Origin of the sequence: Hephaestia caeni, from assembly GCF_003550065.1 — a bacterium.
Classification (GTDB): Bacteria; Pseudomonadota; Alphaproteobacteria; order Sphingomonadales; family Sphingomonadaceae; genus Sphingomonas; species Sphingomonas caeni_A.
Genome location: NZ_QXDC01000003.1, coordinates 648,196 through 669,662 on the forward strand (window position 1 = coordinate 648,196; position 21,467 = coordinate 669,662).

Below are 21,467 nucleotides of genomic sequence, written 5' to 3' on the forward strand. Positions count from 1 at the left end.
AATGAAATCGCTATCCATTCTCGCGCTCGGTAGCGCCGTGCTGCTCGCTGCCTGCGGCCAGAATGCCGATAAGCCGGACAATACCGCTGAAGCGTCCGCCACGATGGGCGATATGTCGGGAGACATGGGCAACATGGCGATGCCGGCCGAGACGGCGAAGGTCGCCAAGGGCACCGGCACGGTGAAGGCGATCGACGAGACCGCCGGCACCATCACACTTGAGCATGGACCGATCGCTGAGGCGAACTGGCCGGCAATGACCATGGCGTTCAAAGCCGCGCCGGCGCTGATCGACAGCGTGGCGGTTGGGGACAAGGTTGCGTTCGATCTCGCGCTTAAGGATGGCATCGGCGAGGTAACAGCCATACAGAAACAGTAAGCTGCCGTTGTCGCATTGGATCAGAAAAAGCTCTTGCGAATATCGCCCGCTGGATGATTTTGCGCTGCTCAGCTTCGAGATCGACCGCGCGCTTCACCGCTCAGACCGTGACAGGCAGGTCGGTGCCAGCGATCGCCTCGATCACCCTGCAGTCGCGGGCGCGGCCGCCCTCGCAGGAGACGGCGACCTCCGAGAGCGCGTCGCGCAGTGTCTCGAGCCGGGTGATGCGCGTCTCGATGTCCTGCAAATGCCGACGAGCGATGGCGGCTGCTTCGGCGCAGTCACGTTCGGGCTCATCGGACAATGCGAGGAGCGAACGTATCTCCTCGACCGAGAAGCCGAGTGCGCGACTGTGCCGAACGAACGCGAGGCGGCGGACGTCCGGGATACCATAGGACCGTCGGCCCGAGGCGGTGCGAACCGCGCGCGGAAGCAGGCCGATATCCTCGTAGAAGCGGATGGTGTTGACCTTGGTACCCGTCTGCCGGGCCAGATCGCCGATCGCCAGTCGCTTCGTCATATGCCTTGATCCTCCAGTCACTGGAGATTGTATAGTGATGATGGCTCAAACCAAAGGACTTGCGTTGGCCGAAAAGACCTTCACACCTGCCCTCGGACGCTCTGGCCTTACCGGCGCCTATGATCTCGCCATAAGGTTGTTGACGCGCGAGCGTGCGTGGCGGACGGCACTGCTCGAACAGGTCGCGCCGCGCGACGGCGAGGCGATCATCGATGTCGGCTGCGGCACCGGCAGCTTTGCGATCCTAATGAAACAATGGGCTCCAGGCTCGCGGATTGTCGGACTCGATCCCGATCCAGACGTTCTTGCCCGGGCGGAGGCCAAGGCGAAGAGAGAAGGCGTCGTCATCGAGTGGCGGCAGGGTTACGCAAGCGATGCAGCCGCGTCGGGCAAGCGATTTGATAAGACGGTATCCAGTCTCGTCTTCCATCAGATACCAATGCCCGGCAAGCGAAGCGGGATAGCGGCAATGTTGGCGGCCCTCAAGCCGGGTGGTCAGCTAAATATCGCCGATTATGCACTGCAAGAATCGCTGGTGATGCGATCGCTCTTCCGGCTGACGGTCCAGTGCCTCGGCGGAGTGGCCGATACACAGCCCAACGCCGATGGTGCGATCGAAGCTATTCTGACTGAGATTTCGGGTTCGTCGGTGATCCCGCAACGTGTGGTTCCGACACTCACCGGCGCCATCAGCCCTGTTCATGGTGGAGGCTCCAAAGGGCTTATAACGCGAACCAATTGCAGATAGCCTTGCTTCTACAGTTACTGGAGGTTGTAGAAGCGAACGCATGGCAGATTCAGATGAAGCAGGCGGCTGCGGCTGCACCGGTGACAGCAAGCGGGCCGAGAAAGACCCGGCCTATCGTCGTGCGCTTTGGATCGTCGTGCTGCTCAATTTGGGCTTCGGCGCATGCGAGATCATCGGTGGGTTCATCGCCGATAGTCAGGCGCTCAAGGCTGACTCGCTTGATTTCGTCGGCGATGGAACGATCACGCTTGTCGGCTTGATTGCGCTTGGCTGGGCCGCGGCGGCGCGCGCGCGGATCGCGCTCGTGCAGGGCATCTTCCTGCTGACGCTGGGTCTTGGCGTGATCGGCGTGGCGTTCTGGCGCGCATTGACGGCGGTCGCCCCCGAGGCCGAACTGATGGGCGGCATCGGCGTGGTCGCGCTCCTTGTAAATGTCGTATCGGCGCTTGTCCTCTCGCGATTCCGCGAGGGCGATGCCAACGTGCGGGCGGTCTGGCTGTTCAGCCGCAACGACGCCGTCGCCAATGTCGCGGTGATCGGGGCTGCTGGGCTAGTCGCCTGGACGGGCAGCGCTTGGCCCGATCTGGCAGTGGCGGCCGTTATCGCGCTCCTCTTCCTCCATTCCGCCTACGAGATCCTTCGTGGAGCACGCGCCGAGTTGCGCGAGCATTCACTGGCGGCCTGATTTTTGGAGTTTCCCTGCGTGGCCAGCCTTTTCCGTCTTCCTTTCCTCCTGATTCTATTCGTCGCCCTCAGCGGCTCCATTCCGTATCCCGCGTCTGCGCGCGCGGATACCGGAGAGGTCCAGACCGTTTGGCGGCTTCTCGACTATGTAGCTGTCGACTATGCCGGTGCAGTTTCGAATGGCCGGGTGACCAGCGCCGCGGAATATGCCGAGATGACCGAGTTCTCGGCTACGGTCCAGAGCAGCATCGCGGCCCTGCCGGCAAAGCCCGAGCGTGCCCGGCTGGTTGCCGAGGCGAAGGAACTCCAGGCGGCTATCGCATCCAAGGCAGCACCTGAAGCAGTGGCCCAGAAAGCGCGTGGACTCGCAGGCGACCTGCTCGCCGCTTATCCCGTGCCGCTCGCACCCGCGAAAGCCCCCGATCCGGTGCGCGGCGCCGCGCTCTATGCGGAAAATTGCGCGAGCTGCCACGGGATGAAGGGCGATGGTCACGGCCCTCAGGCAACGAGACTGAACCCGCCGCCGATCGCCTTCACTGATGTCGAGCGCGCGCGCAAGCGCAGCCTGTTCGCGCTCTATCAGGTGATCGGTCAGGGGCTAGATGGCACGGCGATGCAAAGCTTCGCTCAACTGCCTTCCGATGACCGCTGGGCGCTGGCGGCACATGTCGGCGGCTTCGCTTTCAAGGACGTTTCGGCCGGTGAGTGGATCTGGAAGGATGATCCGGCGCTACGTCAGCGCGTCCCTGACCTTCAGGCATTCACCAGCATGACACCCGAGACCCTCGGCCGTGCAATCGGGCAGGACAAGGCGGATGCCGTCTTCGCCTATCTACGTGCGAACCCGCAAGCGCTCGGCGCACCAAGGCCTGCGTCGCTGTCGGTCGCCCGCGAGAAGCTCGTGCAAAGTCTCGCGGCCTATCGCGCGGGAGACCAGCGTAACGCCGAACGGCTTGCGCTCTCGGCCTATCTCGACGGGTTCGAACCGTTAGAGCCGATCCTGACCGCCCGCGACGCGACGCTCATGGCGCGCATCGAGGGCGCGATGGGCGAATTCCGGACCGCCATCGGGCGCGGGGTGTCCGTGGAGGCGCTCGCCCAGAAGGCGGCCGTACTCGAAAGCCTGTTCTCAGATGCCGAAACGGCGCTCTCGCCCGATGCGGCAAGCGACGCCTCGACCTTCATCGGCGCGCTCACCATCCTGCTGCGCGAAGGACTTGAGGCATTGCTTATTGTCGTTGCGATGATCGCGTTTCTGCGCAAGGCGGACCGCCCCGAGGTTCTGCCTTATGTCCATGGCGGGTGGATCGCGGCGCTCATCGCTGGCGGCGCGACCTGGGCTGTCGCGACCTATGCAATCTCGATCAGCGGTGCCAGCCGCGAGCTGACCGAAGGGTTCGGTTCGCTTTTCGCCGCCGTGGTGCTGGTCTCGGTCGGCATCTGGATGCATGGCAAGTCGCATGCCGAAAGCTGGCAGCGCTATATCCGCGAAGCGCTGGGCAAGGCGTTGTCGCGCCGGTCAGCCTGGTTCCTATTCGGCCTCGCGTTTCTCGTCGTCTATCGGGAGGCGTTCGAAACGATCCTCTTCTTCGCCGCGCTCGCGGCACAAGGGAGCGGCAGCATCATCGCAGCAGGCGCCGGGACCGCGGTGGTACTGCTCGGGGTGATTGCCTGGACGATGCTGCGCTACAGCCGCTCGCTGCCGATCGGCAAATTCTTCGCCTATAGCTCAGTGCTCATCGCTGTTCTCGCGGTGGTGCTCGCCGGGAAAGGGACGGCAGCGCTTCAGGAAGCCGGTCTCATCGACATCACGCCGGTCGCGCATATACCAAGGCTTTCGATGCTGGGCATCTTCCCGTCGCTACAGCCTCTACTGCTCCAAATTCTTGCGCTGGCGGTCCTCTGGATCGGGTTCCGTTACAATGATCGGAAGCATGCGTCGAATACGGCTGCCGCCGAGTAAAGCGCGCTGCTATGGCAATCCCGAGGTTCAGCTACCATTTGCTGAAAGCGTCTCGATCAGGGGGCAGCCGGAGCTATCGCCCCCGTCACATGCCCGCACGGTTTCGTCGAGAACCCGCTCCATGCGCTGCAGATCGGCGAGGCGCGCACGGACGCTCTCCAGATGCGCAGCGGCAATCTCACGGGCTTCCGCACAGGACACTTGGCCTTCGGCGGCAATCCCGAGCAGCGCACGGATTTCGTCGAGCGTAAAGCCGAGTTCACGGGCACGACGAACGAAGCGAAGACGGTGGACATCCGTCACGCCGTAACAGCGATAGCAGCCGCGGCGGCCTGCCTTGGGCGTAAGGCCGATCCGCTCATAATAGCGGATCGTCTCGATGTTGCAGCCTGTCTGCCGTGACAGGTCGCCAATCGTGATCACCCCACTGGCCGTCATGCGTCACTCCACAAAAAAGAGCTTGAGTCTGTAGTTGCTACAGACGGTAAGACCGGGACATGACCGGTTCAAGGAGTCGCTGATGTCGATCGATCCGCGTGATGCTGCGCGTCTCGTGCGCGCGCGTGGCGCCGCTGCATTGACGCTGGGCGGTATCGCCGCCGCCTTCAGCGTGGCGTCTTGCTGTGCGTTGCCAGTCGTGCTCATGACGGCGGGTCTCAGCGCTGCATGGCTCGGCGGGATCGCGATGGTGGCCGCGCCATACCGGGTTCTTCTGTTGTGGTTAAGTACGCTCAGCCTCGCTGGCGGCGCGCTGTTGCTCTGGCGGACGCAGCGCTCGGCCATTGCCCGCGCCTCCGACAGAGTCTGCACACCTGGATGGCTGCGTCTCGTCTTGCTGATCGGGCTGATCTCAGGGGCGATCCTGCTGTGGCTGGGCTATTCCTATGTCTGAGCGCCCTCCTCAACTCCAATCGACGCTCACTTGCCCGCGTTGCGGGTTCGTGAAGACCGAAACCATGCCGACCGATGCGTGCCAATATTTCTACGACTGCACTGGCTGCGGCGCGATCCTGCGACCCAGGCGCGGTGATTGCTGCGTCTTCTGTTCCTATGGCAGCTTGCCGTGCCCGCCAATTCAGATCGAGGGCGAAGATGCGGGTTGCTGCGGCGACGGCTAGGCCAGCGTGCTTGTCAAACGTCCCTGGCGATCCCCGGGCGCTTGGGTGATGCCGACTGATGCCACACTGGCCAGGCGCTGCGCAGGACCTTGACGGCCGAGCGTAGGAAAATGGCGGCAATAGCCGCGCCCACGATGACGTCCGGCCAGGGCGACGCAAATAGGCCGACCAGCGCGGCGGCGACCAGTACTCCGACATTCGACGCGACGTCGTTGCGCGAGCATTCGAAAGTGCTGCTCATGTTCACATTGGCTGTGCGGAAACGCCATAGAAGCGCCAGACAGCTGAGATTCGCGACGAGTGCGACCGATCCCACCTCCAGCATCAGACTGCTCGAAGGCGGCACGCCATGGATGATCTTTATCGCCAGCTCGGCCAATACGGCGATCCCAAACCCGAGGATGATGAAGCCCTTCGCCAAGGCTGCTCCAGCCTCCCAGCGCGGCCCCCGCGAAAGCGCGAACAGGCTCAGCGCATAGACGAAGGCGTCGCCAAGCATATCGACGGAGTCCGCCATCAGCGCCGACGAGCCGGCAATGAGTCCGCCCCCAAACTCGAAAAGGAACATCATGGCGTTGATGATGAGAACGATGATGAGCACGCGCCGCTGATCGCGCCTGGCCGCAAGCCTCGCGAGTTCACTTCCCTTCTTTGAGCAGCAATCGTCCACTTGATGCGTCCTCGACTCGATCAGTGGATTGGGATTATCCACCCTGTATCCACTAGAGGGTCAAGCGGTCGTTGCTTCTCGGCGCGTATGTAACGTGTCGCGTCAACGGCCATAGTAGAGGCGGTTCGGTCATGTTGCTGATCGGTGAACTAGCCCGACGGACGGGAACGAAGGTGGAGACGGTTCGCTTTTACGAGCGTGAGGGGTTGCTGCCGCCCCCCAAGCGTACCGCTGGAAACTATCGGGCTTATTCCAATCGGCATCTCAACCGGCTTTCGTTCATCCGCCGTGCGCGCGATCTCGGTTTTACGCTGGACCAGGTGCGCGAGCTTCTTGACCTCGCCGATGATGCGAACCGATCTTGCGCGGCCGTGGATGCGATCGCGAGCACGCATGTGGCGGAAATCGACCGCAAGATTGCGGATCTGAATGCTCTTCGCGAGGAACTGGTTCGTCTGCTCGATCAATGCGAGCAGGGCACGATCGCCCACTGCCTTATCCTCGATGCGCTCGCGCCGGCTGGGCTTGAGGGGACAGCGCACCGACGCGACGTCTCAGCACCGGACCCCGGACGAGAGTAAATGACGATTCAATTGGACAAGGTTGGATGCACCGGCCCGGGGCTCCAATGCGCTGCTCTTAGCGACGCTTTTCGGCGCGAGGACTTCGCTTGCCAAGCTATTGCTCAGCGATGGCATCAAGCCTTGGATACTAAGCGGCTTGCTTTACCTTGAATCCGGCTTTGGTTTTTCAGCCATCATCTGATCCGGCGCTTCTTGCCGAGCGAATCGAAGCGCCGCTTCATCGCGGCGATTTGCCCTGGCTCATGCTCCCGACCCAGTTCGTCGTACATTTTTGCCCCTTTCTGGTCATGTTTGGACGTGCATCATCGACACGCTCACGCAGAAGCATCGATCCGGAAGGCAACCTCAAGGAGTACATTGTCTGTGCTGCCTCGGCATCACGCTCGATGATAAGAGTTCACAATTTTGAGACCCTTGCCATTTCTCTATAAATAACCAAGTTTTTGGTAGTTAATGATAGATGGCGATCTGCATGAGTAAAGAGATTACGAGAGTTCAAAGATAACTGCATGCATATTTACACATTTGTTTTGAAATATTCGGAGTGTTTTCGCCAAAATCGATCAATGATACACCATTACATCTATGATGCAAGATGACATACGGCGTCGCGGATTGATCGATATCGCAATTTTCTCTTTCCTTCCGGTAACAATGGCGATAGGGCCTGGAAATATGAAGGGGCTGTTCGCGCTCATTATAGGTCTTTTTGTCGCCACCGGCATGGTGGCGGGATCGATGGCGCATGCGGCGGAAATGGGTGGAGGCCGCGCTGCTATCGCTTCGGTGAGCAGCTGCTTCAATTCGCCCAACGAAGCCAAGGATGGCGCCGAGCAGGGTAAAAGCTCCCCATCGGAAGACGGCAAATCTCTGGTGAAATTCCATGCTTGCCATGGTCATCATATCAGTGTGCCGGTCGAGCCTGCGGGCGACGAGGTGATGTTGACGAAAGTCGAAATTCTGCCTGCGGAACCAAGCTCGGGCCTTGCGCCGCCAACATTCATCGGCACCTTCCGCCCTCCAATCGCCTGACAGCCCAATTGGCTGCGCCTGACTGCAAACAGGTGCGCACCTTTGGATTGTCAGGAGTTCCTTCTTCATGCATCGCAAAACTGCCGCCGCCACGGCCGCGGCGCTCGTGGCCGCATTTGCAGCCGCGCCCGCTGCCGCGCAGGCGACAACGTCCGAAATGGCCGGGCCGCCTGCGCCATCGATGGCACCATCGGTCCGAACGGGACCGCTTCCTGCAAAGCTGACGCTTAGCAAGGCACTGGAGGAGGCAGAAGCGCGCTCCCCTGCGCTTGCCGCCGCAAGAGCTGAGGTTGATGCCGCGCGCGGCCGGCTGCGCCAGGCGAAATTTCGCTTCAATCCGGTCCTGAACGTCGAGGTCGAGAACTTCGCCGGCACGGGTCCTTATTCGGGCTTTAACGGAACCGAGACGACGGTCTCAGTCAATCAGCGGCTCGATATCGGTGGGCGGCGCAAGGCGCGCATGACGCTTGCCGAAGCCGAACTCGCAGCCCAGGAATACCGCTTCGCGATCGCCCGCGCTGATCTCGGACAGCAGGTCCGTAATCTGTTTGCGTTGGGTGTATCGGCGCGTGACAATCTGGCGCTTGCGAGGGAAAATGAGGCACGGGCGCGTGAGTTGACGCGCATCGCACGCGAACTCGTCGATGCGGGAAAGGAGCCGCCACTTCGGGGGCTCAGAGCAGAGGCGGCACTGGCCCAGGCGACCGCGGCTCTGCGCACGGCCGAAGCCGATGAGGTCACCGCCCGGCGTTCGCTCGCGGCGATTTTCGGTGTCGATATTCCGCCGACAGAACTGGTTGGCGGTGACATGCTGCCGCCGCCCAGATCAGTTGATGCCATGGCCACGCTCGATGTGCGGCTTGCCGAAGCCGAACGCGTAATTGCTGAGGCACAATTGCGCCAGGCACGCGCCGAGGGCCGCCTTGATCCTTCGGTTGGAGTGGGCGTACGCCAGCTGCGCGAGACTGGTGATCGGGCACTGATCGCAAGTTTATCCGTCCCTCTCCCAGTGTTCGATCGCAACCAGGGCAATGTGGCGGCGGCACGGTCAGGTACGCAGGCGGCGGAAGCACGCCGAAACAACGTTCTCGCCAACACCCAAGCCCAAATCGCCAACGCCCGTTCCGTGCTTGCCGCTGCCGAAGCTCGTGTAACGGCCCTCGAAGGCAGCGGCATTGGCCAGGCACGCGAGGCGTTGCGGCTTGCCCAACTCTCCTATCGGGCCGGCAAGTCATCGTTGCTCGAGCTGCTCGACGCTCAGCAGGCCTATGCCTCGACACAAGCCGAACTCATCGCGGCACGACGTGCTCGCGCAGAAGCCCAGGCAACTCTGGAGCGTCAGGCAGCGACCGCCAACGATGTGGAGACCAGTCAATGAGCGAACTTGTCTCGATAGATACCAGCCCCTTGGTGTCACCTTTGGCCGTCGCTCGTGCAGCTGAGTCCATCGAAGGATTTGGTGCTGCATCCGATCGCAATAACGCAAAGCCCGTTGTGACCCTTGCGACGTATTCCGCAGCGCGCTCTTGCAATGTCCTTCCCTTACGGCTCGCGGCAACGCGCGACCCAGCGCAGCCGGCCCAGATGAAATTCGGAGATGCTAAATGATCACTCAGAATAGACGCCTCCTCGGCGGGGTGGGTGGCGCCGTCCTGCTTGCGGCCGTCGGCGGCTTCACGGTTGCTCGCTGCACCGCAGACCCGGCCGCAGAAGCGCAGAAGTCCAGTATCGGTGAGGACAGTGCGGAAGCCCCGCCGAGCAGCCTCGCGATGACGGACGAGGCGATCCGCGCCGCCGACATCGCCGTTGAGGCGGTCCGTTCGGGCGGCCTTGGCTCTGAAATTCCCGCCCAAGCTACCGTCACGGCCGCGCCAAACGGCGAGGCGATCGTCACGGCGCGCGCGGGCGGCGCGGTCACTCGCGTGTTCAAGCGGCTCGGCGATCCTGTAAAGGCCGGCGAGGGGCTCGCGGTCGTGCAGAGCCGGGATGCTGCCCAGATCGCGGCCGATCGGACGGCGGCAGACGCGCGTGCAGTCCTTGCCCAGCGCAATCTTGCCCGGGAACGCCAACTCTACGAGCAGAAGGTATCAGCTCGCGTCGATTATGAGCGGGCGCAGGCGGAAGCTGCGGCTGCCTCGGCCGAAGCCCGGCGCGCCCAGGTCGCAGCAAGCGCCGCGAACGTCACCCGCGACGGCAGCGGCGTGATTGTCGCCAGCCCGATCTCCGGCCGCGTCACGGCGGCAAGCATCAGCGTGGGAGCGTTCGTGCAACCCGAAACCGAGCTGTTCAGGGTGGCCGACCCGCGGCAAATCCAGGTTGAGGCGGCCGTTGGCCCGCTCGATGCGCAGCGCCTCGCTGCCGGCGACACGGCAATCGTCGAGCTTCCCGACGGCCGGACGATCGATGCGCGCGTGCGATCGATTACGCCCACGCTGAGTGGCGAGACTCGCGCCGCCACGGCGGTGCTCGATGTGCGTGACTCCGCCCTCGTGCCGGGCCTTGCGGTCCGGGTGCGGCTGAGGCCGAGCCGCGGCGATGTTTCCGGCGCGATCGTTGTGCCCGAGGAAGGTCTTCAGTCGCTGGAAGGCCGCGACGTGGTGTTCGTGCGAACCAAGCAGGGGTTTCGTGCACAGTCCGTCACGATCGGGCAGCGCAGCGCCGGCAGGGTTGAAGTCACGTCGGGCCTGAAGCCCGGCCAGATGATCGCAACCAGGAACGCATTCCTGCTCAAGGCCGAGCTCGGCAAGGGCGCGGGCGAGGAGGAATAAGCCGTGATTGCAAGTCTCATTGCGCTTGCCGTTCGCCAACGCTGGGCGGTTCTGTTTTTCTTCCTCATCGTCGCCGGGCTCGGCGTCTGGCAGTTGACCAAGCTGCCGATTGATGCGGTGCCCGACATCACCAATAAACAGGTGCAGATCAACACCGTCGATCCGCGACTTTCGCCGGTCGAGATCGAGAAGCTCGTAACCTATCCCGTCGAGATCTCGCTCGCCGGTATTCCCGGGCTCGAAACGACACGCTCGATTTCGCGTAACGGGTTCAGTCAGGTCACGGCGATCTTCACCGACTCGACCGACCTCTATTTTGCCCGTCAACAGGTTGGCGAGCGTTTGCGCCAGGCAACCGAGAATCTTCCCGACGGTGTTCAGCCGCAGATTGGCCCCGTGACGACCGGACTTGGCGAAGTCGTCATGTATACCGTCGGTTACAAAAATCCCGATGGCAAGGGCGCCAAGAAAGTCGCCGGACAGCCTGGCTGGCAGCCGGACGGTAGCTACCTCACAGCCGAAGGCGACCTGCTTACCGACGAGATCGCCAAAGCCGGCTATCTGCGCACCGTGCAGGACTGGATCATCAGCCCGCAATTGAAGGCCGTGTCCGGCGTCGCGGGCGTGGACTCGATCGGCGGCTACGCAAAAACTTTCGTGGTCGAGCCCGATCCAACCAAGCTCACGAGCTTCGGTATCTCCTATAGCGAGCTTGGCGAAGCGCTGGAGAAGGCCAACCTCGCGGTCGGAGCAAATTACTATAATCGCGCAGGCGAGGCCTATCTCGTCCGCGTCGACGCCCGAGTGCGCTCGGTCGACGAAATCAGGAATGCCGTCGTGGCAACGCGCGGCGGTGTTCCAATCACCGTCGGGCAGATCGCCAATGTCAGGATTGGCGGCGACCTACGCACAGGCGCCGGCAGTATGAACGGTGAAGAAGCCGTGATCGGCACCGTGCTCATGCTCATCGGCGAGAACAGCCGAACCGTCGCGCAGGACGTCTCGGCCAAGCTGAACGAGGTATCGAAGACACTGCCCCCCGGCGTTGAGGTGAAGATCGTTCTCGACCGCGCCAGTTTGGTCAACGCGACGGTGGGAACGGTCGAGCGCAACCTGACCGAAGGCGCGTTGCTTGTTGCGGCTTCGCTGTTCCTGCTGCTCGGCAACTGGCGCGCGGCGATCATCGCCGCCCTCGTCATTCCTTTCTCCTTCCTGATGATGGCGATGGGGATGAATGTCTTTCGAGTGCCTGGGAACCTGATGAGTCTTGGCGCCCTGGACTTCGGCCTGATCGTCGATGGCGCGGTGATCATCATCGAGAACTGTCTGGCGCGCCTCGCGCACCGACAGGAGCATGAAGGGCGGCTGATGACACTTCGGGAGCGGCTCGAGGAAACGATGCATGCCGCGCAGGAGATGATCAAGCCGACCGTGTTCGGGCAGGCGATCATCCTTCTCGCCTTCTCGCCGCTGCTGATGTTCACGGGCGTCGAGGGCAAGACCTTCTCGCCGATGGCGATCACGATCATGCTGGCGCTGGTCGCCGCGTTCATCCTGACGCTTACGCTGGTGCCGGCACTCGTGGCGTTGCTCATCCGTGGACGGGTTGCCGAAAAGGAAGTGTGGCTGATCCGCAAGACCAAGGATCGCTATTTGCCGCTCCTCGACAAGGCGATCGCGCGTCCTTGGCCGTTCATCGTTGGCGGGCTGGCCTTCTTTCTCGCGGCGGTTCCGGCTTTCGGGCTGCTCGGCTCGGAGTTCATCCCGCAGCTCGATGAGAAGAATATGGCGCTTGCCTCCACGCGAGTTCCATCTGTCAGCCTTGAGCAGTCGCTGGTGATGCAGCGCAAAGTCGAAGAGGCGGTCAAGAAGCTGCCTGAGGTCGAGTTGATGTTCTCCAAGACCGGCACCGCCGAGGTCGCGACCGACCCGATGCCGCCCAATATTTCCGATGGCTTCGTCATCCTGAAGCCGCAGGATCAATGGCCGGCGGGCGTCGAGACGAAGGCCGACGTGATTGAGCGCGTCGAGAAGGCGGCAGGCGGCCAACTCGGCCAACTCTACGAAGTCAGTCAGCCGATCGAACTGCGCTTCAATGAACTGATCGCTGGCGTGCGCGGCGACGTGGCCGTCATGCTCTATGGTGACGATCTCGACAAGATGTCGCAGGTGGCCAACGAGATGGTCCGCGTGCTGCAATCGATCCCAGGTGCGGCCAGCGTGAAGGCGGACCAGGTCGGCGGTGCGCCAATGCTCGACGTGAAGCTCGATCGCGCGATGATCGCGCGCTATGGGCTGACCGTACAGGAGGTCGCCGATACTGTTGCGGCGGCGCTCGGCGGGCGAGAATCGGGACTGCTCTACGAAGGCGACCGGCGCTTCGACATCACGGTCCGCGTACCGGACGCGACGCGGGTCAATCTCGATGACATCCGTTCTCTTCCGGTACTGCTGCCGCAGGACGGCGCAGATGCGCGGAAGCAGGTGCCGCTCGCGCAGGTCGCGCGGATTCAACTCACCGAAGGTCTGAACGAAGTCAGACGGGAGAACGGCAAACGGAGGATTGCGGTGCAGGTCAACCTCGAAGGTCGTGATGCGGGATCGTTTGTCCAGGAGGCGCAAGCCAAGATCGCGCAGGTGAAGCTGCCCGCCGGTTACTACCTCACGTGGGGCGGCCAGTTCGAGAGCCTCCAAGCAGCGTCTCAGCGACTGTCGATTGTAGTGCCTCTGTGTTTCGCCGTGATCTTCGTGCTGCTCTACATGGCCTTGGGCGGTATCGGCCGGGCACTGGCGGTCTATCTGGCGATACCGCTCGGGCTTGCCGGCGGCGTGTTCACGCTCGCAATGACAGGCATCAACTTCTCAGTCTCGGCAGCCGTTGGCTTCATCGTCTTGGCCGGTGTGGCAGTGTTGAACGGCCTGGTTGTGATGACCGCGATCCGCGAACGGCTCGAAAGCGGTCGGCCGCTGGCGGAAGCAATCCGCGAGGGTATGGCCGAGAAGATGCGAGCGGTGGTGATGACCGGGTTCGTGCCGGCGATCGGCTTCGTGCCAATGGCGCTCGCGCACGGCACCGGCGCCGAAGTCCAAAAGCCCCTGGCGACGACCGTCATTGGCGGACTCATCGCCGCGACCGTCCTGACGCTGCTCGTGCTCCCAGCGATCACCAAGGTGGTGCTGGGCATCAAGTGGAACTGGCGCCGCAAGGACCGCCAGCCCGAAGGCCTTGACGTCCCAGCAACGGAATGAAGGAGAGGAATATGGGCAAGTCGATCAAATTGCTGCGAATATACACCGACGAAGCCGCCTATATGGGGGATCGCAACGTCTACGAGTATATCGCCTCGCTGGCGCGCGAAAAGCAGCTGGCAGGGGTGACCGTGCTCGAGGCACTGATCGGCTTTGGCCATTCGCCTCGCCTTCATCGAGGCCATGTTCTGGAAAGCCGCCGGGCCATCGTCATCGAGATCGTCGACGAGGAAGCCAAGCTGAGAGACTTCGTCGCGGCGCTCGATGACGTTCCTGACGTCGGGCTCATGACGCTCGAAAAGGTCGAAATTTTGGGCGGGAAGGCCGAACAGGCCATCCCGAAAACAGACGAATGACCTACGCCGGGTCCCGAGGCGAAGCGCTTGGTTCGCCAAGGGCAGTTTGGGCGCGACATGCTTGCAGGCCGCCCCAAGCCTCCTCCCGACGGGCGCGAACACCCGGCGAGACGCTTGGGATAACGACACATGTTTACGGTCGAAAACTCGATTTTGTTACCCACACCCCTGGCGCGGGTCTGGCGGCTGATTGTCGATGTGGACCGCTATTGCGATTGGCATCCTTTCATAACGCTCCAGAGCGACCCGGTGGATCCCAGGAAGGTCACCTGTACCTATTGGAAGCCAGGCAACGCAGCCCCGCTTTTTTCGGCCACTGGAACAATTGTTCACCTCGACCGGCCGTCCGATTTTGCCTGGCGAACGGGGATCCGAGGCGTGATCGAGGTCGAGGAGGGCTATCATTTGGAAAAGTTAGCTCAGGGCACCCAACTCACCCATCGTCTGTCCTGTTCGGGACTGGGTTCGTGGCTCGGACTTGTGATCTTGAAGCGGGGCTTCCGACGCTCCCTCGTGAGGGCCGACGAATTGCTGACGACCCATCTGCGGCGGGGGACCACGATCTCCCGCTATTCGCATCGGGTCGGTCGACATCATTAAGACGCTGCTCCGCGAACAGCCGCCAGGTTACCGCAGGAGGCAAGTGCAGGCGTCCACCTTACTCCACAAGCTCTCCGGCTTGGCGACATCGGCATCGCCGATGCCGTCATCATGAGGTGCGGGCGTTCGATCTCGCCCGCACCTCACCAATGAACATGGGCTGAGCGGTCGTGGGGCGAGCACGCAACGAATGGCGCCAGCGGGCTTAGGGAAGGAAGCATGAAAGATCATCTGCGTCTCGATATTCCGCTCCTCCTTCCGGATGTTCCGGACGAGGCTGATCAGTGTCTTGACCGGCTTACCTCCGACCTAAAAGGCCGGCAGGGGATCGATGAAGCGCACATCATTGCCGCTAACGCCGACAACCCCGCGCAACTCTGCATCCATTATGATCCGGACGTGCTGCCGCTGGAACGCGTGCGACAGGTCGCAAGATCTGCCGGAGCCTCGCTGACGGAGCAGTACCAGCACCTGCTTTGGTCGGTCGATGGCCTGGGCCATCCCCGGCGCGCGCGCACCGTAAGCGATCGCCTTCGGCAGCTACCCGGCGTCGTCGAATCCGAAGCCAGTGCCGCAGGGACAATCCGCGTCGAACTCAGCCGCGCCGAAATCACCGCCAATGATATCAGTAGTGCGCTCGCCGAAATGGGCGTCCGCCGGCGGACGGGCGCGTCCGCCGAGCGCGCACTGCCACGGGAACCGCACGATCATGCCGGCCATGATCATGGCAATCATGCGGCTGCGGAAAGTAACAGCGACGACCATGAGCATATCCATGGCGGCATCTTCGGCCCCAATACCGAACTGATCTTCGCACTTCTCTGCGGCGCTATCCTTGCTACCGGATTTGCGATCGAGAAACTGACGACCTTTCCCGCTTGGATTTCTCTCGTCTGTTACCTCGCTGCCTATGTGTTAGGCGGTTGGTTCACCCTGCGGGAAGCGATCGAGAACCTACGGCTTAAGCGGTTTGAGATCGACACACTGATGCTTGTCGCCGCGGCTGGAGCGGGTGCGCTCGGCGCCTGGGCAGAGGGCGCGCTTCTGCTCTTCCTGTTCAGTCTAGGCCATGCGCTTGAGCATTATGCCATGGGGCGGGCCAAGCGCGCCATTGAGGCGCTCGCCGAGCTGGCGCCACAAACCGCCATGGTGCGCCGTGACGGCAGCGTCAGCGAGGTGCCGGTAGAGGATCTGGTCGTCGGCGATACCGTGGTGGTAAAACCGAACGAGCGTTTGCCTGCGGACGGGTTCGTTGTTGTCGGCCGCTCCAGTGTCGATCAGTCACCCGTGACCGGCGAAAGCGTGCCGGTCGACAAGGAGCCTGTCCCGGACCGATCGCAAGCAGCTGCGCGACCGGACAAATTGCCCGCGCAGCACCGGGTGTTCGCCGGGACAATCAATGGGCCGGGCGCGATTGAGATCGCCGTGACTCGCCTTTCCACCGACACTACGCTTGCCAAAGTAGTGAAGATGGTGAGCGAGGCGGAAACGCAAAAATCGCCCACGCAACGCTTCACCGACCGGTTCGAGCGCGTGTTCGTACCGTCCGTTCTCGGCGGCGTCGTGGTTCTCCTGTTCGCCTGGGTGGTCATTGATGAACCAGTCCGGGACAGCTTCTATCGCGCAATGGCGGTGCTGGTGGCGGCGAGTCCCTGTGCGCTTGCCATCGCCACGCCGAGCGCGGTGTTGTCCGGCGTGGCGCGCGCTGCACGCGGCGGAGTTCTGATCAAAGGCGGCGGACCACTTGAAAGCCTTGGTTCGCTCACCGCGCTCGCGTTCGACAAAACGGGAACGCTCACCGAAGGCCGGCCGCGCATCACCGACATTGTTTCGGCCAAAGGCGTCGAGGATGACGAGCTCATGACGGTTGCCGTGGCGGTCGAGAATCTGAGCGACCATCCGCTCGCCGCTGCTATCGTACGCGACGGGCGCCAGTTTCTCGACGAGGAACCCATTCCTGCCGCCCATGATCTTAACAGTCTTACCGGCCGTGGCGTTCGGGCACGGGTCAATGGCGAAGCCGTCCTCATCGGCAAGGCTGAAATGTTCGGGAGCGACGGGATCGCTCCGCTCTCCAGCGAGATGGCGAAGGCAATCGAACGCCTGCGTGAGCAGGGACGAACCACGATGGTGGTGCGAATGGGCGACCGCGACCTGGGTGTGATCGGGCTGATGGATACGCCGCGGGTTGCGGCCAAAGCCGCCATCGATCGGCTGAAGTCTTTGGGGATCAGTCGAATGATTATGATCTCGGGCGACAACCAGCGCGTTGCCGCCGCTATCGCTGCAGATGTCGGGGTCAACGAGGCTTGGGGCGACCTGATGCCCGAGGACAAGGTCGATGCGATCGAAAAGCTTCGGAAGGAAATGCCCGTCGCGATGGTTGGAGATGGCGTTAACGACGCGCCTGCCATAGCCAATGCGACCGTCGGCATCGCCATGGGCGCCGCGGGCTCGGATGTCGCGCTGGAGACGGCAGATGTGGCGTTGATGGCGGACGATCTGGCGCATCTGCCGTTCGCAGTGGGACTGAGCCGCCAGACTCGCTGGATCATTCGGCAAAATCTCGTCGTCAGCTTGGGTGTGGTTGCGCTGCTAGTTCCGGCAACCATCCTCGGATTGGGCATTGGACCCGCGGTCATGGTTCACGAGGGATCGACGCTCCTGGTGGTCTTCAACGCGCTGCGTCTCCTCGCCTACCGCGACAACGCGGAGGCGGCATGATGGCTGGGCAAGCTCTTCGATTGACGATCGCGGCACTACCGCTGTTGTTCGCGACGGCGGCATCTGCTGAAACCCTCCGCCAGGCACTGATCACGGCCTATCGAACCAATCCCAGCCTGACCGGCGCGCGCGCCGGTCTTCGGGCAACCGATGAAGGTGTGCCGATCGCAAAGGCGGCCGGTCGGCCTAATCTCAGTGCCACCGCCGATTATCAGGAGTTCGTCGTTCGGTCTGCGAACAGCTTCTCTGCGCCCTTGCGAGCGGCGAATGCCAGCGCGAACCTGTCCTTTCCTCTCTACCAGGGCGGCCGTGTCAAGAATTCGATCCGCGCGGCCGATGCACGTGTCGAATCCGGCCGCGCGGGTCTGCGCGCGACGGAGGCGGACGTCTTCACCGCAGTCGTCTCGGTTTACATGGACGTTATGCGCGACAGTGCGATTGTGAAGCTGAACGCGCGCAATGTCGACGTGCTCGAGACCAATCTGCAAGCCTCGCGCGACCGCTTTGAGGTTGGCGACCTCACGAGGACTGATGTCGCCCAGTCGGAAGCGCGGCTGTCCGTCGCTCGGGGACAGTTGGAGCTGGCGCAAGCGCAGCTCGATGCAAGCCTCGAAAACTATCTTCGCTTTGTCGGCGTGCCGGCGCGGGACCTGGAACAACCACCCGTCCTGCCCGGCCTTCCCGCAACATCGAAGAGCGCAGTTAACATTGCCATCAAGAACAACCCCCAGCTCCTGGCCGCGAAGGCTGACGCCAGTGCGGCTCGCTATGACGTTCGCGTCGCGGCCTCTTCGCGGCTTCCCAGCCTATCTGTGGTGGCCAGCACCGGTTACAACAATTACCTCGGGTCATTGACCAGCACGTCGCCGGGTCGGGTCTTCCGGCAAGCGCAGACCACGGCGATGGTCGGCCTCTCCGCGACGATCCCGCTCTACCAGGGCGGCCTGCCTGCGGCCGAAGTCCGACGGGCAAACGCCCTTTCAGGTCAGGCACTCGAGCAGATCGTTTTCGTTGAGCGCCGCGTCGTCGCGGACACCCGCGCCGCCTTTTCGCGTTATCGGGCAACGCTGGTGGTGATCGAAGCCTCGAAATCCGCTGTCACCGCCAACGAGCTCGCTCTCGAAGGCGTTCGTGCGGAAAACACCGTGGGCACGCGCAATGTGCTCGACGTACTGAACGCCGAGCAGGAACTCCTAAACAGCCGCGTCCAACTCGTCACCGCAGAACGCGACGCCTACGTGGCCGGATTCACGCTTCTGGCTGCCATGGGGCGCGCCGAAGCCCGTGATCTCAATCTCTTCGGAGGAACATTGTTCGAACCTGGTTTCAGTCGCCCGGCGCTGCCGGGTCCGTTTGCTCCGTCCGGGTCAACGGGCTCCAGCGAAATACCGGGCACGCCTTTCGGAGAGACACCAGAAGGGGCCAGCCCCGGTTCGGTCAATCGCCCTATCGTTTCCGAGGCTCGTGTACTTGCGGTTCGGCAGGATCGGCCATGATGCACAGATCGGTGGTTCCTGGGCGTCGCAGCCTCGATCAGGACAATTCTGATCCGCGGGAAAGGAGCAAACCGTGCCGAAGCCCATGACTGAACAGGCGAACGTCAAACCGAATGTTGCCGCCAATCCCTCGCACGATCATGCCACGACCGCCAACAGCAGGATATTGCTGATCGCGCTTCTTCTAACCGGCACATTCTTGATTGCCGAAGTCGTCGGCTCCTTCGTCTTCAACAGCCTCGCTCTGCTGTCCGACGCCGGCCATATGCTGACGGACGTTGCAGCGTTGACCATTGCACTGCTGGCGATCCGGATTGGAGCCCGGCCCGCAGATGACCAGCGAACCTTCGGCTATCGCCGGTTCGAGATCCTCGCAGCTGCCTTCAATGCCCTCCTGTTGTTCGCCGTCGCCATCTATGTCCTGTTCGAAGCGGTAAACCGCTTCCGCGATCCTGAGCCCGTCCAGTCGACGGGGATGCTGGTCGTCGCCGTCATCGGCCTAGTCATAAACCTTGTGTCGATGCGCCTGCTCATGTCGGGCAAGGACCGGAGCCTCAACCTTAAAGGCGCCTATCTCGAAGTCTGGGCGGACATGCTCGGCTCCATCGGCGTGATCGCTGGTGCGCTCGTCATTCGCTTCACCGGCATCAGCTGGATCGATCCGATTGTGGCCGTAGGCATCGGCCTCTGGGTTCTGCCGAGAACCTGGATCCTGCTTCGCGACACCGCGAATGTCCTGCTCGAAGGCGTGCCGCGGGGCCTTTCGCTGGCTGACGTGCGGGCTACGATTCTTAGGGTGGATGGGGTTCGCGGCGCTCATGACCTCCATGTCTGGTCGATCACAAGCGACAGCATGAGCTGCTCGGTTCACATTATGGTGGATGGTGACGCAAACGCCGAGGCCATCAGAGGCCAGGTGGCGGCCAAGCTCGCGCAGGCGTTCGCCATCGAGCACGCCACGATCCAGACCGAAACCAGCCCCTGTTCCGAGGTCGAGCCTCTCCATCTCTAGCAGTGAAGCAAAATAACCAGCTGAAAAGGAGAATGATGATGAATGTCCCGACGTCTTCAACACCAAGCATGCTATGCCCAGTTTGTCGTGTGGCCCTTTCCATGTCCGAGCGACAGGGCGTTGAGATCGATTTCTGTCCGCAATGCCGCGGCGTGTGGCTCGACCGCGGCGAACTCGACAAGATCATAGAGCGATCGGAAAGCGCAGCACCCTCGCGATCCGATGTTGGTCCCAGGCCACGACATGAACAACCGGATTACGACTATGGCGGCCATGGGCGCTCGGGTCATCATGGCCACAAGCGCCGGCGCGGTTTCCTCTCCGACTTGTTCGACTAAGCCAGCTTAGGGGAGAGGCGCGTGTTCGAGCTAAGTAACGAAACGATACTCCTTGCGTCGCCACCAAGGGTCTGGACGGTGCTAACCAGATTTGAGGACTACAGATTCTGGCATCCCTATACGCGCCCGGCTGGGATGGCGGCAGCAGATAGCGTCATCCAATATTCGTTTAGAATAAATCCCCGAAAGGACCGATTTTGGGCCCTTGAGGCGCGGCTGACGGGCTGCACTGAAAATGTTCATCTGGCGTTCCAGGTTGAGCTCGGTTGGCTGTTGACGCTCGAGGAGCGCTTCATGATTGCCCATGAACCTGTCGGTTCGAAATTGATCCACAGCTACCGGTGTTCCGGACTCTTATCAGTTCTACGACCCAAGGGCTTGCGGCGAAATTTCGAGGGGATGCTTAAGGCTACAGACCGCCTCATACAAAGGCGGCTGACTCGCACGCAATCCAAGCCACCCGGACGGCCACGGGTTCGCAAGGGATTTCGTCCGGATCAATCATGAAACGTATCGCAATAATGGAGTGCCCGACTTTTACACGTCGAATGACTGGAGGTTGGCGGTCAAAAACCGGATCGGTTCCATCATTCCATTCCGAAATACCCGTCAGATTTATTTGGGGCTCGGTCCCCAAGACTCGACAGAGCCGAAATCCGGTTTGGTTCCGCGCAAGCATCCCCCCCTGGAGGAGAACCTCCCTCAAGATGAGGTTACTCCGCTTGCGACGGGACCACGCCGTGGGTGCGTGGGTTCACGCGCCCACGGCGGAACGGGGACAACCAAGCAGATTATCAAGAGGGTGGTTTATATGATCAGCTATTATGTCGGCGGGCAGGCCCGTTCGGGCAGACTGTCGATAAGGCATATCGTGCTTCCGTTGGCATTTGTCGGTCTTCTCCTCGGTTGCTCAGAAGAAAAGCCTAAAGATCGAAGCATGACGGGAAATATGTCTTCCTCAACCGTCGCGCCGCCGCCTGCAATTGTTGCAAGCCATTCCTATCGATGCAGCGATGATCAGGTGATCTACATCGATTTCTTGGCAAATGATTTGTCGATTATCATTCGCAAATCGCCGACTGGTCCGATGCTCCGGCTTTCCGCATACGCGCAGGGAGTTTCGTATGTTGGAGATGACGGGACGAACCTGACCCTCGATGGGAAAGACATAAAACTGGACGAGCCCACGCGAGAGCCCGTCACGTGCAAGCGCCTATGAGCGGCCA

General features: G+C 62.0%; 21 protein-coding genes. 18 read left to right on the plus strand and 3 right to left on the minus strand.

The genetic code is table 11. The features are described from left to right. The first annotated feature begins 1 nt into the window (after window position 1). Window positions 2-379, plus strand: a complete 378-nt coding sequence (locus tag DFR49_RS11520) for a copper-binding protein (protein WP_107394557.1) — start codon at window positions 2-4, stop codon at window positions 377-379. Between the two features lie 100 nt (window positions 380-479). Here DFR49_RS11520 and DFR49_RS11525 read toward each other — a convergent pair whose 3' ends face one another. Then, window positions 480-899, minus strand: coding sequence for a MerR family transcriptional regulator (locus DFR49_RS11525; RefSeq protein ID WP_107394556.1), 420 nt, complete (start codon window positions 897-899; stop codon window positions 480-482). Window positions 900-936: 37 nt separating this feature from the next. On the opposite strand from DFR49_RS11525, the gene DFR49_RS11530 reads away from it, so the two are divergent. Genes DFR49_RS11530 through DFR49_RS11540 form a run of 3 tightly spaced genes read left to right on the plus strand, consistent with a single transcriptional unit; the run spans window position 937 to window position 4,294 of the window. After that, entirely contained in the window at window positions 937-1,647 is a 711-nt protein-coding gene (locus DFR49_RS11530) for a class I SAM-dependent methyltransferase (protein ID WP_211314371.1), read from the plus strand. A gap of 40 nt (window positions 1,648-1,687) precedes the next feature. Then, window positions 1,688-2,332 carry a cation efflux transmembrane domain-containing protein gene (locus DFR49_RS11535; protein ID WP_119035855.1) on the plus strand — a complete coding sequence of 215 codons (645 nt, stop codon included), beginning with the start codon at window positions 1,688-1,690 and terminating at the stop codon, window positions 2,330-2,332. 18 nt (window positions 2,333-2,350) lie between these two features. Further along, window positions 2,351-4,294 (plus strand): cytochrome c/FTR1 family iron permease, encoded by a 1,944-nt coding sequence (locus DFR49_RS11540; protein ID WP_107393657.1) that lies wholly within the window; start codon window positions 2,351-2,353, stop codon window positions 4,292-4,294. Window positions 4,295-4,321: 27 nt separating this feature from the next. On the opposite strand, the gene DFR49_RS11545 is transcribed toward DFR49_RS11540, so the two are convergent. Next, window positions 4,322-4,732: a MerR family transcriptional regulator gene (locus tag DFR49_RS11545; RefSeq protein WP_107393658.1), complete on the minus strand. Its 411-nt coding sequence runs from the start codon at window positions 4,730-4,732 to the stop codon at window positions 4,322-4,324. A gap of 82 nt (window positions 4,733-4,814) precedes the next feature. Here DFR49_RS11545 and DFR49_RS11550 point away from each other — a divergent pair, with 82 nt between their 5' ends. Both DFR49_RS11550 and DFR49_RS22380 read left to right on the plus strand, forming a co-directional pair. Beyond that, window positions 4,815-5,186 (plus strand): mercuric reductase, encoded by a 372-nt coding sequence (locus tag DFR49_RS11550; protein ID WP_107393659.1) that lies wholly within the window; start codon window positions 4,815-4,817, stop codon window positions 5,184-5,186. Beyond that, window positions 5,179-5,412 (plus strand): GDCCVxC domain-containing (seleno)protein, encoded by a 234-nt coding sequence (locus DFR49_RS22380; protein ID WP_107393660.1) that lies wholly within the window; start codon window positions 5,179-5,181, stop codon window positions 5,410-5,412. The genes DFR49_RS11550 and DFR49_RS22380 overlap by 8 nt, the downstream gene beginning before the upstream one ends. Before the next feature lie 13 nt (window positions 5,413-5,425). On the opposite strand, the gene DFR49_RS11560 is transcribed toward DFR49_RS22380, so the two are convergent. Continuing rightward, a complete protein-coding gene (locus tag DFR49_RS11560) occupies window positions 5,426-6,124 on the minus strand; it encodes a cation efflux transmembrane domain-containing protein (protein ID WP_245896594.1) in 699 nt (232 codons plus the stop codon). 89 nt (window positions 6,125-6,213) lie between these two features. Between DFR49_RS11560 and DFR49_RS11565 the strand changes: the two genes are divergently transcribed. The 12 genes from DFR49_RS11565 (at window position 6,214) to DFR49_RS21710 (ending at window position 21,460) form a co-directional block, all read left to right on the plus strand. Further along, a complete protein-coding gene (locus tag DFR49_RS11565; protein ID WP_107393662.1) occupies window positions 6,214-6,663 on the plus strand; it encodes a MerR family transcriptional regulator in 450 nt (149 codons plus the stop codon). 618 nt (window positions 6,664-7,281) lie between these two features. Further along, window positions 7,282-7,698, plus strand: coding sequence for a hypothetical protein (locus DFR49_RS11570; RefSeq protein WP_146163354.1), 417 nt, complete (start codon window positions 7,282-7,284; stop codon window positions 7,696-7,698). A 67-nt stretch (window positions 7,699-7,765) separates the two neighbouring features. After that, entirely contained in the window at window positions 7,766-9,076 is a 1,311-nt protein-coding gene (locus DFR49_RS11575; RefSeq protein WP_107393664.1) for a TolC family protein, read from the plus strand. A 226-nt stretch (window positions 9,077-9,302) separates the two neighbouring features. Further along, window positions 9,303-10,466: an efflux RND transporter periplasmic adaptor subunit gene (locus tag DFR49_RS11580; protein ID WP_107393665.1), complete on the plus strand. Its 1,164-nt coding sequence runs from the start codon at window positions 9,303-9,305 to the stop codon at window positions 10,464-10,466. A 3-nt stretch (window positions 10,467-10,469) separates the two neighbouring features. Further along, window positions 10,470-13,715: an efflux RND transporter permease subunit gene (locus DFR49_RS11585; protein ID WP_146163355.1), complete on the plus strand. Its 3,246-nt coding sequence runs from the start codon at window positions 10,470-10,472 to the stop codon at window positions 13,713-13,715. 11 nt (window positions 13,716-13,726) lie between these two features. After that, entirely contained in the window at window positions 13,727-14,071 is a 345-nt protein-coding gene (locus DFR49_RS11590; RefSeq protein ID WP_107393666.1) for a DUF190 domain-containing protein, read from the plus strand. Between the two features lie 129 nt (window positions 14,072-14,200). Then, window positions 14,201-14,671, plus strand: coding sequence for an SRPBCC family protein (locus tag DFR49_RS11595; protein ID WP_107393667.1), 471 nt, complete (start codon window positions 14,201-14,203; stop codon window positions 14,669-14,671). A gap of 219 nt (window positions 14,672-14,890) precedes the next feature. Beyond that, on the plus strand, window positions 14,891-17,395 hold the full coding sequence (locus DFR49_RS11600) for a heavy metal translocating P-type ATPase (RefSeq protein WP_107393668.1): 2,505 nt from the start codon (window positions 14,891-14,893) through the stop codon (window positions 17,393-17,395). Further along, the gene (locus DFR49_RS11605) at window positions 17,392-18,891 is read left to right on the plus strand and encodes a TolC family outer membrane protein (RefSeq protein WP_170112519.1); all 1,500 of its coding nucleotides are present in this window, start codon (window positions 17,392-17,394) and stop codon (window positions 18,889-18,891) included. The genes DFR49_RS11600 and DFR49_RS11605 overlap by 4 nt, the downstream gene beginning before the upstream one ends. A gap of 73 nt (window positions 18,892-18,964) precedes the next feature. Then, on the plus strand, window positions 18,965-19,903 hold the full coding sequence (locus DFR49_RS11610) for a cation diffusion facilitator family transporter (RefSeq protein ID WP_245896596.1): 939 nt from the start codon (window positions 18,965-18,967) through the stop codon (window positions 19,901-19,903). Window positions 19,904-19,941: 38 nt separating this feature from the next. Continuing rightward, the gene (locus DFR49_RS11615; protein ID WP_424538714.1) at window positions 19,942-20,241 is read left to right on the plus strand and encodes a TFIIB-type zinc ribbon-containing protein; all 300 of its coding nucleotides are present in this window, start codon (window positions 19,942-19,944) and stop codon (window positions 20,239-20,241) included. Window positions 20,242-21,052: 811 nt separating this feature from the next. Then, on the plus strand, window positions 21,053-21,460 hold the full coding sequence (locus tag DFR49_RS21710; protein WP_146163356.1) for a hypothetical protein: 408 nt from the start codon (window positions 21,053-21,055) through the stop codon (window positions 21,458-21,460). The last annotated feature ends 7 nt before the right edge of the window (window positions 21,461-21,467 follow it).